Source organism: Fructobacillus apis (assembly GCF_023893635.1).
GTDB lineage: Bacteria > Bacillota > Bacilli > Lactobacillales > Lactobacillaceae > Fructobacillus > Fructobacillus apis.
In genome coordinates this window covers 1-12,533 of record NZ_JAMWYK010000006.1, presented here as the reverse complement: position 1 = coordinate 12,533, position 12,533 = coordinate 1, and the positions used below count along the sequence as shown (strand labels likewise).

Annotated in this window: 13 protein-coding genes and 1 tRNA gene; 3 read left to right on the top strand and 11 right to left on the bottom strand. The window is 51.3% G+C overall.

Annotated features, from left to right (window positions below):
* Nucleotides 1–7: 7 nt before the first annotated feature.
* A complete protein-coding gene (locus tag NFX39_RS05155; protein ID WP_252443662.1) occupies nt 8–700 on the bottom strand; it encodes a DUF1542 domain-containing protein in 693 nt (230 codons plus the stop codon).
* A gap of 66 nt (nt 701–766) precedes the next feature.
* Nucleotides 767–928 carry a KxYKxGKxW signal peptide domain-containing protein gene (locus tag NFX39_RS05150; RefSeq protein WP_252443660.1) on the bottom strand — a complete coding sequence of 54 codons (162 nt, stop codon included), beginning with the start codon at nt 926–928 and terminating at the stop codon, nt 767–769.
* Between the two features lie 389 nt (nt 929–1,317).
* Here NFX39_RS05150 and ade point away from each other — a divergent pair, with 389 nt between their 5' ends.
* On the top strand, nt 1,318–2,976 hold the full coding sequence (gene ade, locus NFX39_RS05145) for an adenine deaminase (protein ID WP_252443658.1): 1,659 nt from the start codon (nt 1,318–1,320) through the stop codon (nt 2,974–2,976).
* 10 nt (nt 2,977–2,986) lie between these two features.
* The gene (locus NFX39_RS05140; RefSeq protein ID WP_252443656.1) at nt 2,987–3,487 is read left to right on the top strand and encodes a hypothetical protein; all 501 of its coding nucleotides are present in this window, start codon (nt 2,987–2,989) and stop codon (nt 3,485–3,487) included.
* Between the two features lie 62 nt (nt 3,488–3,549).
* Here NFX39_RS05140 and NFX39_RS05135 read toward each other — a convergent pair whose 3' ends face one another.
* From NFX39_RS05135 to NFX39_RS05100, 8 genes are all read right to left on the bottom strand, one after another.
* Complete coding sequence (locus NFX39_RS05135; RefSeq protein ID WP_252443764.1) at nt 3,550–4,230, bottom strand: S1 family peptidase; 681 nt, start codon at nt 4,228–4,230, stop codon at nt 3,550–3,552.
* Between the two features lie 6 nt (nt 4,231–4,236).
* Nucleotides 4,237–4,578 (bottom strand): trypsin-like serine peptidase, encoded by a 342-nt coding sequence (locus NFX39_RS05130; RefSeq protein ID WP_252443651.1) that lies wholly within the window; start codon nt 4,576–4,578, stop codon nt 4,237–4,239.
* A 45-nt stretch (nt 4,579–4,623) separates the two neighbouring features.
* The gene (locus NFX39_RS05125; protein WP_252443649.1) at nt 4,624–4,761 is read right to left on the bottom strand and encodes a hypothetical protein; all 138 of its coding nucleotides are present in this window, start codon (nt 4,759–4,761) and stop codon (nt 4,624–4,626) included.
* A 326-nt stretch (nt 4,762–5,087) separates the two neighbouring features.
* On the bottom strand, nt 5,088–7,484 hold the full coding sequence (locus NFX39_RS05120) for an FtsK/SpoIIIE family DNA translocase (RefSeq protein ID WP_252443647.1): 2,397 nt from the start codon (nt 7,482–7,484) through the stop codon (nt 5,088–5,090).
* Nucleotides 7,485–7,639: 155 nt separating this feature from the next.
* Nucleotides 7,640–7,711, bottom strand: a tRNA-Glu gene (locus NFX39_RS05115).
* A 95-nt stretch (nt 7,712–7,806) separates the two neighbouring features.
* Nucleotides 7,807–8,325, bottom strand: coding sequence for a tRNA (cytidine(34)-2'-O)-methyltransferase (locus NFX39_RS05110; protein WP_252443645.1), 519 nt, complete (start codon nt 8,323–8,325; stop codon nt 7,807–7,809).
* A gap of 185 nt (nt 8,326–8,510) precedes the next feature.
* Nucleotides 8,511–8,852, bottom strand: a complete 342-nt coding sequence (locus NFX39_RS05105; protein ID WP_252443643.1) for an ArsR/SmtB family transcription factor — start codon at nt 8,850–8,852, stop codon at nt 8,511–8,513.
* A 19-nt stretch (nt 8,853–8,871) separates the two neighbouring features.
* Nucleotides 8,872–9,450, bottom strand: a complete 579-nt coding sequence (locus NFX39_RS05100) for a cadmium resistance transporter (protein WP_252443640.1) — start codon at nt 9,448–9,450, stop codon at nt 8,872–8,874.
* Between the two features lie 232 nt (nt 9,451–9,682).
* Between NFX39_RS05100 and NFX39_RS05095 the strand changes: the two genes are divergently transcribed.
* Nucleotides 9,683–10,714 (top strand): lactonase family protein, encoded by a 1,032-nt coding sequence (locus tag NFX39_RS05095; protein WP_252443638.1) that lies wholly within the window; start codon nt 9,683–9,685, stop codon nt 10,712–10,714.
* 155 nt (nt 10,715–10,869) lie between these two features.
* Here NFX39_RS05095 and NFX39_RS05090 read toward each other — a convergent pair whose 3' ends face one another.
* Nucleotides 10,870–12,348 carry an ABC transporter substrate-binding protein/permease gene (locus tag NFX39_RS05090; RefSeq protein WP_252443636.1) on the bottom strand — a complete coding sequence of 493 codons (1,479 nt, stop codon included), beginning with the start codon at nt 12,346–12,348 and terminating at the stop codon, nt 10,870–10,872.
* Nucleotides 12,349–12,533: the final 185 nt, after the last annotated feature.

Below are 12,533 nucleotides of genomic sequence, written 5' to 3'. Positions count from 1 at the left end.
AAGTGGTTTAAGTCGTCTCGACTTGTTTAGTCGTGTAATCACGGGTCGCAAACTCATTCAAGGCATCCGTGTAGGCCTGCTTAACATCAGCTGTTCGCTGGTCAATTTCGTCTTGGGTCAAGTCCTTGTTGTTGTTAATGGAGTTCAAGACCGTTTGCATCGCGGTCCTTGTTTTCTTAAGATCAGCAGAACCAGTCGTTTCTTTATCACGAGCTGCCATACTGCTCTTCAACGTTGTTCCACTCGTTAAGAATCCAACGTTTCCGGTACCGAAGGTCTGGGCGACACCAGCAGTGGTTGAACCGTTTTGCCAACTCTTAAAAGCAGACTTATAGTCGCCCGTTCCGTAGTACATGAACTGACGTTCACCGGTGTTGAAATTGGCTTGAATGGTCTTTGATCCAGTTCCACCGGAAAGTGAAACAGATGCTGTTGAACCTGGGTTTGAAGCGGTTGGATTTGCCCAAAAAAGCGACAGTTTAGCATTTCCAGTAACCGTGTAGGTGTTCGTCGTTTGACCCTTCACCAGCACGAATTCCAGGTTTCCATCCGAACCAACGGAAATGAAAACACCAGTCGAACCAACGGAAACCGTTCCCTCTGGTCCAGAATAAATTTGGTGCTTAGGAATATCACCAACTATACCTGTGTACGCAGTTTCGATGTTTTTAAAAGTATAAACCGCTTTCGAAGCATCCAAGGTAGATTTTCCATCCACGTCAAAGTAGACCGGCCTATCCTGGTAGGAACCATCGGCTTCATCGGCCTATGCCCCGTTTGAAAGGCCTGGCAGGAAGTGGTTCTTCCCTTCCGCTTGGCCGAGGGCAACTAAGCCTCCCGTGATGGTAAAGGCCGTCACAGCGGCAAAGAGCCAGCGCCGTCCGGCTTTGTACATCTTGTAGTGTTGTTTATTATTTTCTGTGTTCATACAGACCTCCCAAAGAGATGTTTATTTAATAATTACAACACTATTATGTGCTCATATTTCTTTTATTTCAATACCGTTACGGCACTGTAATTTAAATAAATTCATTAACTTAGATTGGTTTTTTTGAATTTAATGTTTGATTAATTAGAAAGCCTTGGTAATCCTAGAAAAGTGTCCCATCGCATCCGCCGCCATTCCAAACAAGTTGTCTAGACCAATCAATTCTTTTATTATTGTTTTTTAAGATACTTTGTCTTAGAAAGTTCAAAGCATCCATCACGGTCGTTTTTGACTTTGACAGGATGAGAAAAAGGATAAAGAAAACCGAACATTTTACCGCTATATGTGCTAAAATAAATAAAATTTACGAGAGAACAAGAGGAGAAAACATGACGACGTCCGTTGATTTTTGCCTACAAGGCGCTAACGTTTTAAACGTATTTACAAAGGAATTCGAACAAAAGCCCGTCTATATTAAAGAAGGAAAGATTGTTTTTGTTGGTAAATCCGACGCCTACGAAGCAAACGTCGTGGTCGACTGCTCAGGCAAGTACATCGTGCCCGGCTTGATTGATGGTCACCTGCACATCGAATCCTCCCTCTTGACGCCGTCCGAATTCGGTCGTCTGTCATTGAAGCAGGGTGTCACGCGCATCTTCGCCGACCCACACGAAATCGCTTCCGTTGCCGGTGTGTCCGGAATCCAGTACATGATTGATTCCGCCAAGAAGACGCCGCTTCACGTGCACTACATGCTGCCATCATCCGTGCCATGTACGAACTTCGAGCACGCGGGGGCCACGCTTGACGCCGACGCCTTGAAGCCCTTCTACCAGCACAATGAAATTGCCGGCTTGGCCGAAGTCATGGACTACCCCGCCGTCGCCGGTCAAGATCCTGACATGCTCCAAAAGATTCAAGACGCCCGGGAGGCCGGTAAGCACGTCGACGGTCATGGCGCCGGACTGACGCCCGCCCAATTGGCCGTTTACCGTGCTTACGGGATTGACACGGACCACGAAGCCAGCACGAAGCAGGAAGCGCTCGACCGTATTTCAGCCGGGATGAACATCTTCGTCCGCGAAGGAACGGTGGAACGTGACGAAAAGGAACTCCTCCAGGCCGTGACACCGCTAAACCAGAGCCACTTCTCCTTTGCAACGGACGACAAGTCCGCGGCCGACATTCAGGCAGAGGGATCCATCAACTTCAACGTGGCCCTTTCCATTGAAGAAGGCATCGCGCCTGAAATCGCCTACACGATGTCGTCATTTAACGCCGCCAAGGCCCACCACCTCGAGAACGTCGGAGCGATTGCACCGGGATTTGAAGCGGACCTGTTGATTCTAAACGACCTGAAGACGGTCGATATCGAGCAGACGATGATTGCTGGTGAGTTCTTCGAGGACCAGAAGGAACCCGTCCTCTGGTTGCCAGGTCAACAAATCAACCTGACTTTCGATAAGAAAGATTTGGAACTGAAGTTGGACAGCAATAAGCCCGCCCACATCATCGAAATCGAACCCCACCACATTACGACTAAGCACGTCGTTGAAACGGTGAACACGGATGAAGATGGTAACTTCCTTCCAAACGAAACCCATGCCAAAGTCGCTGTCGCGGAGCGCTACCACGATCTCGGTTCTGGACTAGGCGTCATCAAGGGTTTGGACTTGAAGTCCGGGGCCATTGCTTCAACCATCGCACACGACTCCCACAACGTCATCGTGGCCGGTGTGGATGACGATGACATGTTGCTGGCCGTCTCAAAGTTGAAGGAAATTGGTGGTGGTCAGGTCGTCGTTCAAGACGGCGAAATCACCGCCCTTCCCCTCCCTATCGGAGGGCTCATGTCCGACCAGCCATACGAAGACCTGATTGCGATGCAAGACCAATTGAACGAAGCCTTTGCTCAAATTTCTGATTTGGACTTCGATCCGTTCTTGACGCTCTCCTTTATGGCTCTGCCGGTTATCCCATCATTGAAGATTACCGACCAGGGGCTCTTCGACGTCGAAAAGTTTGAATTCATCGACATTCAAGATTAAAATAGTGCCTATGAAAGCGATTAATATTCCAGCCGAAATCCTCATGAAGGTCCTCGTGGGCCAAGAGGTCAAAGTAAACGAAAACATCAAGGGTGTCTACCTGCTGGTCGCCAAGGAAAACAGCCAACCCGGCCTACCTTCTTCCATGGCCGCCTGCGTAGCCGACATCGCCCTCGGACAGGTCCAACTTCAAAAGCTGGTCCGTCCCCTAAACATCGCCGTTGACCAACCCGACTGGCAGGCCTACGAAGTCGACGAATTCTTCTTCACGGCCGAAGCCCACAACTGGTTTGGTCCGGAAGCGATTGTCATTGAAAAGCGCTTCGAAGACTTCCAGAAGGAATACGAAGGTAAGCGCGATGACCAGGGGCGAATTCCAAAGGACGCCTTCCCAGAAGAGTTGGTCAAGCCCTTACTCCAAGCAGACGCTTACTGGGCAAGCTACAGGAAGTACGTGAACGATCCGGACGGGACTTTTAAAGAGAAATTCAAGCCATTCTTTAGCGCGTAAAGAACGAACAAAAAAGAAAAGCAGATGAGCGAATCGCTCACCTGCTTTTTTGCTGCATTCAATTAGAGTTCGTCGTGCGTGTGGTTCTTATTCTTTGGAATCGAGAGGTCTAGTGGCTCCTCGCCATCGTTTCCATCGCGCTGCGTCGTGATGCGGACAGCCACCCCGTCGGCGTCAAAGTAGACCCGTCGGTTACCGAGCTGACGCCAGCGACCACGGGCCGAGCTCGGCGCTAGCTCTTCGTCATGGTTCGTCAGCTGCTGTTGAATCCAGCAGTTCAAATCGGCGTCGATGCGCGTGGCGAAGTTCCCGTACTCGTTCGAGGCCGAGATGATGCCGACGACCTGATTTTGGGAGTTCAGGATGGGTCCTCCGCTCTGTCCGTTCGTCCAATCGACGTTTTGGGTCAGCAGCTGCCGGTTGGTCATCGCCTCGATTGTGCCGTAGTCCACGTACATGTTGTCGTTGTCGTTGCCCGGTCCGCCGTTGTGGCCGTAGCCGAGGCTGGATGGGAAGCCGACCGCCGACACGACCTCGCGGTTCACGTCCTGTGGCCGGAATTCTGCCAAAGGCAGTACGTCGGCCCCAAAGACGGGCATGTTCAAGCGAATCAGGGCCAGGTCGTTATCCCCTGCGTCTCCTTCTGGACGGAGTGCCTGGTCAAAGTAGTCCGCCCGAACCGAGACGCTCTGGCCACGGTACTGATGACCGTACGGATAACGGACCGCTTCTGGTCCGGCGATACCACCTTAGGCGGGTAAGATGCGCATCGAGCTTGGTTCAATCAGCTGTCTTGGCCAGAGGTGTGAACCACCTGACGCCGTCTGTGGTGCCCGGTTACGCAAAACGACGTGGGCCGCGGTCAGCACCATGTCCGGTGCAATCAGCACGCCGGAACCCGACTCCCCCGTCAGTTCGTCCACGATGAAGACCACGGACGAGAAGGGCGAAAGCGAAGTGTCCGGTACACGTCCCTTTTGGAACTTGACCGGATTGAAGATGAAGGCGGAGGCGGATTCCGTGCCGGAAACCGCACCTGCCAGAATTGTCAAAGCCACAAGGCCTGCTTGTAACAACCGAAGTTTTTTCATGTTTGATTCTCCTTTACTCAACTTTTCGAACGTCAAGCAAAGGGCCTACCAGAGAATCGGATACCAGCCACAGGTCAGGTAGGAATCAAGCTTGCTGCGGGCAACCACATAGGCGTGCAGCACCAGGGCGAGGCCGTCCTGCCGTCTTTCAATCAGCGGTGGCGTCTTGTCGTTTTCTTTCATCCGCTCACCTCCTATCTGCTTGAAATATAGCACCCAAAAGCCCCGACACAACGGATTTGGCCTAACTAACATCAGATGACGGCATGTTATACAAAAGTCACAAAAATGCCGGGCAAAGCGCCACGGCCCGACACAAAAAGAACGCCCACGCACCGTCCAAAGCAAATGCCGGGCACAACCTCCCTGCCGGACACAGAAAGAACGCCCACGCACCATCGAGAACACACGTCGGCCAAAGCGCCTCTTCTTCACACACCGAAATCGTGCCCAGCCACCAACAGGCACACAAAAAAGCAGCCCCAAAGGGCTGCTTTTATCATTTCTTTTTATTCAGCGTCCGGCTTCTTTGCCAGGTTCACCTGACGCGGACGAGCCCCGTCGGCCGGTCCAATGTAGCCGGCGTTTTCAAGGTCGTCAATCAAGCGGGCGGCACGGTTGTATCCGATGCGGAAGCGACGTTGCAGAAGCGACGTTGACGCCTTCTGCTGGTCGATAACGAATTCGAGTGCTTCGTCGAAGAGCTCGTCGTCGGAGTCACCACCGACACCGGCCTCGTCTTGGGCAATTTCTTCGTCCGTCACCGTCATCTTATCGTCGTATGACGCATCCTGTTCGTCCTTCACGAAGTCCACAACGGCGGTCACGTCGTCGTTTGAGATGAAGGCACCCTGCAGACGCTTGTGGGCCTTGCCCGGTGGCGCGAAGATCATGTCTCCCCGTCCGAGCAACTTCTCGGCCCCGTTCCCGTCCAAGATGGTACGGGAATCGATTCCAGAAGCGGTACGGAAGGCGATTCGTCCAGGAATGTTGGACTTAATCGTTCCGTTAATCACCTTCACATCAGGTCGCTGCGTGGCCAAAATCATGTGGATTCCGGCGGCACGGGCCTTGGCACCAAGACGTGCGATGGAGACTTCGATTTCAGAACCGACGGTCGACATCAGGTCGGCGAATTCATCGACGACGGCCACGATGTAGGGCAGCTTCGTCATGATGGCGTTGCCGGTTTCCTTGGCATGCTTGTTGTTTTCTTCAACGGCCTGGTTGTACTCACCGATGTTTCGCTTACCGAACTGAGCCAGCAAGTCGTAACGGTTTTCCATCTCCTCGACCAGCTTGTTTAAGGACTTGGCGGCCTTCTTAGGGTCGGAAATCACCGGCGTGAGCAGGTTCGGAATACCGTTGTAAATCGAAAGCTCGACGACCTTTGGGTCGACCATCATCAGCTTCACTTCGGAAGGCTTAGCCTTCAATAGGAGTGACACGATGATGCCGTTCAACCCAACGGACTTACCGGAACCGGTTGAACCGGCGATAAGCAAGTGGGGCATGGCAGCGAGGTCAACGGAAACGATGTTACCGGTAACGTCACGTCCAAGGGGCACCGTGAGCAAGTCGTCTTGCACGGTCTTGGACTGTTCAATCATGTCGCGGAAGCCAACAACCGCCTGCGTGTCGTTTGGCACTTCGATTCCGACGTATGGCTTACCAGGGATTGGCGCCTCAATACGGATGGACTTGGCGGCGAGCGCCAGGGCCAAGTCGTCGGCCAGGTTGGCGATTCGGTTGACCTTCACACCTTGTCCCGGTTTCAATTCATACTGGGTAACGGTCGGCCCGAGGGAAACGGAGGAAACCGTCGCCTCGACACCGAAGGATTGCAAGGTGTCGTGCACGAGGCGGGACTTGCCGTTCAAGCTCTTGGCTTCGGCCGACTGGTCGGTCGCCTTAGTCTTCGTCAGCAACGTCGTCTTTGGCAGTTCGTAGTCGTCGTCAGACACGCTGCTTTCGCCCATGTCAAAGTCGTCCCCGCCCGAGCCCGCTCGGACGTGTTCGTACGGACTAGCCGGTTGTTCCGTCCCCTTACTTCCGTCCGGAATAACGTCTTCGATTGGAGGGACCGGAGCGACTGACGGTTCCTGCCAGTTAATCGTTGGCTCAACGGGATCCCCAGCAGCGTCCCCCTCCGTCAAGGCAGGGTTAACGGGCGCAAACGGATCGTCGTCCACACCGCTTGGTTCCGTTTTGTGGGCGGAACCGAATGGGTCGTCGCCGAAGTCGGTCAAGTCCTGCTTGTCCTTCTTGCCCAAAAGCGCGCGTTGGTCACGAAGTGAAGCCTGCTTCTCGCGGATTTCGACGGCCTTTTCCTGTGCCTTTTGCACGGACTTCTGCGCCATGTCACGGGCGGGCAACTTGAAGGTCACGATGGCACCGGCAACAAACAGCACGACGATGATGATCACCGTTCCGACGTTTGAAAGGAAGGTAAAGGTTAATTGATAGAGGATGGCCCCGAGCATTCCGGCACCAACTGGCGTGGTCGCCACTTGGTTTTGGAAGTCCTGACCAATGATGCGAAGCACCTGTTCCATGGCTGAACCATCAGGCAGTGTGGCCTGCGTGAAGAACAGCAAAGATGAAAACATCGTGGCTGCCAAATACAGCATGGAAAGGCCCGCGTAGATGCGCCCGGAGATTGGGTAGGGCTTGTCCATGATCAGGTAGTAACCCGCCATGAAAATAACAGCCAGTAGTGAGACCTGGTAGAGGTTTCCAAAGAAGAAACGCACGATGTCTGCCAGGTATACCCCAAAGAGGCCGATTTTAAAGATGGCAAAGACGGACAAAATAATGGCCGTCACCAAAGAGAGCACCTGCGTGGCTGCTCCAGAACGCGTCATCTTTTTTTGTGAGCGACTTTTCGTCTTTCTCTTGTTCGCCATGAATCTCTCCTATAATAGAAGGAAGTCCTTCTAAAGTGATAACTACTCTTCCTATCTTAGCACAAGCTAAAAGGACGCTCTACCCTTACTATTGCAGGTCTGTAACAGATTTTAGACAACAAAAAAGCCGCAAGCAAATGCTTGCGACTTTTTAGTAGCCCGTGAGAGAATCGAACTCTCGATTCCGCCGTGAAAGGGCAGCGTCTTAGCCACTTGACCAACGGGCCATGGTCAGTTGTTACTTGATATCGCTATCAAACAACTATGTTAGTATAGCAAGGATATTCACCCCGCGCAACCCTTTTGTTACATTTTCTTGACTTTATTTCAATTTATCTTGTTCGTAGGTGTAAACCTTGTCCAATTCAGCGAAATCTTGCTGACGCAAAGCCTCAAACAACACGATGGCGACGGTGTTTGAAAGGTTCAACGAACGGATGTGGCTGTCGTTTTGCGGAATGCGGATAGCCTTTTCTGGATTCTGGCGCATGAAGACTTCGGGCAAACCTGTGGTTTCCTTTCCAAAGAGGAAGTAGTTATCCCCCGCCCCGGCTGCTGCGCTGTAGTCCGGATCCGTATAATCCATGTTGGCAAACTTTGAGACAAGATAGAGCTTATCGTCTTCTTTCATTGTCTCCAAGAAGTCTGGCAATGATGGGTGCGTCACGAGGTTGACGTGTTCCCAGTAGTCCAGGCCGGCACGCTTCACGGCCTTGTCGGAGATGTCAAAACCAAGAGGTTCGATGAGGTGCAATACCGCGTTCGTACCGGCGGCGGTACGCGCAATGTTACCGGTGTTAGCCGGCATTACGGGTTCAAATAAAACGATGTGGTTGGTCATGGTTAATCCCCAGTTTTCTTAGTGTTATTCGTTCGAAGCGCATCATAACGGCTTCGAAAATGTCAAAGTCCCAGCCGAACCGGCCCGACCTCGCTCCTCTATTTTAGCATAGAACGGCGGTCTCAAACCGCCTTTCAAAGAAGCAAAAAAGAGCAGACGCCATCGCGCACTGCTCCTTATTTAAGTTAACGGTCGCAAGAATCCTTGTTCTCTTCCGTTCCGTAATCGTGTGGTTCGTTCTTGACCACGTGCTGACTGTGGGCCAAGGCCATGTCCAGCAGTTTCAAAACGTGGGGATCACGCAGCTGGTAGCGGATGCTCTTGCCGCAGCGGTGAGCGCTGACCAACTGGTGTTCTTTTAGTTTCAGTAGCTGGTGGGAAACACTGGACTGCTGCATCTGCAGCTGGTTAACGATTTCCGTCACGGAGAGTTCCTTGTCTTCCAAGAGAATCAAGATTTTCAACCGCGTCGGGTTGGATAAGACCTTAAAAAGATGATGGGTTTCAATCAAATAGTCTTCTTGCATGATTAAACCGTTCCTTTGATTAGAGTAAGCTTGCTACCCATTGTACGACATGTTCGATGAATCCGCTATCAAATAAGACGTACAAACCGATCAACACATAGCAAAGCTTCATCAATTTTTCACCGTAGCGCTCGATGACATCACCCACAATTTTGACTTTTTCAATCGCTTTAATGACCAAGACAATCGCAATCGTCAAAACGGAAATGTAGGCCAAGGTCATGCCAAAGGTTGCGACCGTTTCGTTCAACAAAACGGGCAAGAAGATGGCAAGGTTACAGCCGGCACAAACGGACAGGTACGTTCCCAAGACAATCAAGAACGGTGACTTGCTCTTCACGTCGGCGTCTTCATCGTCATCATCGTCTTTAAAGGCCAGGTAAATCGGGATGATACCAAGAATTCCAAGAATCCATTCGGGCAAGAAGGCCTCAAGCACTTGCCCTGCAACGAAACTCAGGGTCATCAAGAGGACGTTTCCGATAACGTAGGCAAAGAGCACGGACTTCAAGCTGTACTTCTTCAATAAGAAGAGCAGCATGATAAAGAAGTCGAGGTTCACGGCCAAGAAGGTCAGTGTCAAAAGTGAGATGTTCATTTTATATCCTTTCAAATTCGCATCATATATCGGCGTTTCGAACGCACATCATTGATATTCACGTTTTATCATATGAACAGAATACAATATGTCTTAATCGTCGTCAACTAAAATTTCAGAAATCGGCACCACCCTCTTCTAGAAAAAGAGAAAATGTCTCCGTTAAATGAACAGTCCGGCCTATGTTATAATAGTAAGCAACAAAACAAAGACAAAAGGAGTTTTTCTGAACATGACTGTTCGCCACGTACTATTCGGTACCTATACTAAAAAGACCTCAAAGGGAATCTACGAAGCGGATTTCGACGACCAGACTGGTCAGTTGTCAAACGCTAAGGACGTGTTCTCTGCTACCAACCCCACTTACTTCGCCCTCTCAAAGGCAAACAAGCTCTACGCCGTTGATAAGCGCGGTGACCAGGGTGGTGTGGCAGCGCTCGACAACAGCAAGCGCCCAATGACAGAAATTGGTGCCAACATGTCAGACGGTTCAACGCCGGCTTACATCGGTGTTGACGAAGAACGTCAGTTGGTCTTTGCGGGCTACTACCACCGCGGTACGGTGGAATCATACAAGATTCAAGCAGACGGTTCATTGAAGCTCCAAGACACTTGGCAAAACGAAGGTTCTGGCCCACGTCCGGAACAGCAATCATCACACGTGCACTTCGCCAACTTGACGCCGGACAACCGCTTGGTTGTGGTGGACCTTGGAACGGACGAAGTCGTGACATTCGATGTTGCAGATGACGGCAAGCTCACGGAAGTGGCTCGCTACGAAGCGACGACCGGATTCGGTCCGCGTCACATCCGTTTCTCAAAGGACGGCCACTACGCCTACTTACTTGGGGAATTGTCATCCCTCTTGTCTGTCTTGAAGTACAACAAGGAAGATGGAACGTTCGACCACTTGATGACGGCGTCAACGATCCCAACGGATTGGGACGATCACAACGGTGCGGCAGCCATCCGTGTGTCAGCTGACAACCGCTTCATCTACACGTCAAACCGTGGTCACGACACGATTGCTGTGTTCAAGGTGGAAAACATGGGTTCAGAAATCGAGCTCATCCAAAACATCTCGGTGGAAGGGTCATTCCCTCGCGACATGACTTTTGATCCGGAAGAAAAGTTCTTGGTTGTGCCAAACCAGGAAACGGATAACGTGACGGTCTTTGCCCGTGACGAAGAAAGCGGTGAATTGACGTTGGTTCAAGAGGACTTCGTGATTCCCGAAGGTGTCCGTGTGGCATTCGAAGACTAATCAAACAAGAATGAGTCAGGCCCGGTCGGGCCTGACTTTTTTATTAACCAAAACAAAAAAGAGACAGCCCCAAATGGGTCTGCCTCTCATCATCCCTTCGGGAAAACAAAAAGCGCAACACTTAACGTGTCGCGCTTTTTTTAAAACGTGAGGGATTAACGTTTCATCTTTCTTTCGACAAAGCCGAGCGCCCGTGAGATTGAGAACGTCAAGACGAAGTAAATGAGCGACGTAATCATGAGCGGAATAAATGGCTCAAAGGAAGCACCCTGAACAACGGATGTCTCGTACATCAACTCCCCGACTCCGATAACGGAGATAACGGAACCTTCCTTGATGACGTTCACGAACTCGTTTCCAAGCGCTGGCAAGATTGTGCGCACGGCCTGTGGCAAGATAATCAAGCGCATGGAGCGGTTCTTGGTGAACCCAAGGGAGCGGGCGGCTTCCATCTGGCCGTTTGGCACGGATTCGATACCAGAACGGATGATTTCAGCAACGTAGGCCGCAGAGTTCAATCCCATGGCCAAGGCTCCAGAGGCGAAGGCTGAGAGGTTCAAACCAAGCGCCTGGGCACCGAAGAAGACCATGAAGGCTTGAACAAGCAACGGCGTTCCACGGACGTATTCGACGTAGATGTTACCAATGGCCTTGAACAAGAACACGGAAGACAACTTAAGGAGGGCAAAGACCGTTCCAAGCGTCGTTCCAATCAAGACGGCCAAGACAGCAAGGGCCAAGGTGATGAACGTTCCAGAGAGGAAGTAGTGCCCGTACTTATCCCAGTAGGACTTCCCTTCGCCTGAAAGCATCATCTTGTTGGCCTTCTTTTGCCAACCGGCAAAGGTGCCGTCCGTTGTGACCTGGTCAATCACTTCGTTCACCTTGGCTTGCAAGGCGGGCGAGTTCTTCGTCATGGCAACGGCTGAGGCACCCGTGGCGTCGTCGGAGAAGCCGGGGTTAATGACTTTCAAGTCCTTGTTTTGTTCGGCGTAGGCATCCGCGATTGGCTTTTCAGCAACCACACCAGAAATGAGTCCCTGTGAGAGTTGTGAAATCAAGTTGGGATACTTCTGCAAGGAAACAACGGAGGCGCCGTCAATGTTCTTGGCTTCCGTTTCCTGAATGGTTTGGGTCTGTGCCCCAACCTTCTTGCCGGAGAAGGCAGACAAGTCGTTCAACTTATCAGCATTCTTCTTCAAAACGAGCATCGTTTGTGGCGCCTTCAAGTAGACGTTTGAGAAGTCCACATGGGCCTTGCGGTCTTCGGTGGCGGAGTAGCCGGAAACAATCATGTCGATCTTTCCGGTCTTCATGGCGCCGAGCAAGGCGTCCATGCCCATGTCCTTCACTTCGAGCTTCACGCCGAGCTTCTTGGCGATGGCTTCGGCCAAAGAAACGTCGAAGCCGACGATTTTATCCTTACCATCCACCTGCGTGTGGAATTCGTATGGCGCGTAGTCGGCGGAAAGACCAACGACCAACTTGCCCTGCTTTTGAATCTTCTCTAAGGCGGGGTCGGTGCTGTCGGCTTGGGCGTTCACTGCCGCACCGAGGGGTGCCAAGACGAGTGAACAGAATAAGGTCAGGAGGACGAGGACTGTTGCCCAATTTTTCTTAGTCAGTTTTTGCATGCAAAATGTCCTTAATTTAAGCGTATTTAACTTATTAATTATACAAAAATTAGAAGGCGTTGTCACGCCAGCGAAGCAAGAAAGACTCGTTTTCAACGAACCTTTTCCGGCTCCTATGATTAAATTATGGACAAAAATGTTCGATATAATTTAATCATAGGAGCTTTTTATGCAAAAAATATCAC

Excerpts from the sequence above, each read along its gene's own strand:
- NFX39_RS05105 (WP_252443643.1), bottom strand. The coding sequence starts at position 8,852 with ATGCAAGAAGACTATTTGATTGAAACCCATCATCTTTTTAAGGTCTTA.
- NFX39_RS05150 (WP_252443660.1), bottom strand. The coding sequence starts at position 928 with ATGAACACAGAAAATAATAAACAACACTACAAGATGTACAAAGCCGGA.
- NFX39_RS05110 (WP_252443645.1), bottom strand. The coding sequence starts at position 8,325 with ATGACCAACCACATCGTTTTATTTGAACCCGTAATGCCGGCTAACACC.
- NFX39_RS05140 (WP_252443656.1), top strand. The coding sequence starts at position 2,987 with ATGAAAGCGATTAATATTCCAGCCGAAATCCTCATGAAGGTCCTCGTG.
- NFX39_RS05125 (WP_252443649.1), bottom strand. The coding sequence starts at position 4,761 with ATGAAAGAAAACGACAAGACGCCACCGCTGATTGAAAGACGGCAGGAC.
- NFX39_RS05095 (WP_252443638.1), top strand. The coding sequence starts at position 9,683 with ATGACTGTTCGCCACGTACTATTCGGTACCTATACTAAAAAGACCTCA.
- NFX39_RS05130 (WP_252443651.1), bottom strand. The coding sequence starts at position 4,578 with ATGAAAAAACTTCGGTTGTTACAAGCAGGCCTTGTGGCTTTGACAATT.
- NFX39_RS05090 (WP_252443636.1), bottom strand. The coding sequence starts at position 12,348 with ATGCAAAAACTGACTAAGAAAAATTGGGCAACAGTCCTCGTCCTCCTG.
- NFX39_RS05120 (WP_252443647.1), bottom strand. The coding sequence starts at position 7,484 with ATGGCGAACAAGAGAAAGACGAAAAGTCGCTCACAAAAAAAGATGACG.
- ade (WP_252443658.1), top strand. The coding sequence starts at position 1,318 with ATGACGACGTCCGTTGATTTTTGCCTACAAGGCGCTAACGTTTTAAAC.
- NFX39_RS05100 (WP_252443640.1), bottom strand. The coding sequence starts at position 9,450 with ATGAACATCTCACTTTTGACACTGACCTTCTTGGCCGTGAACCTCGAC.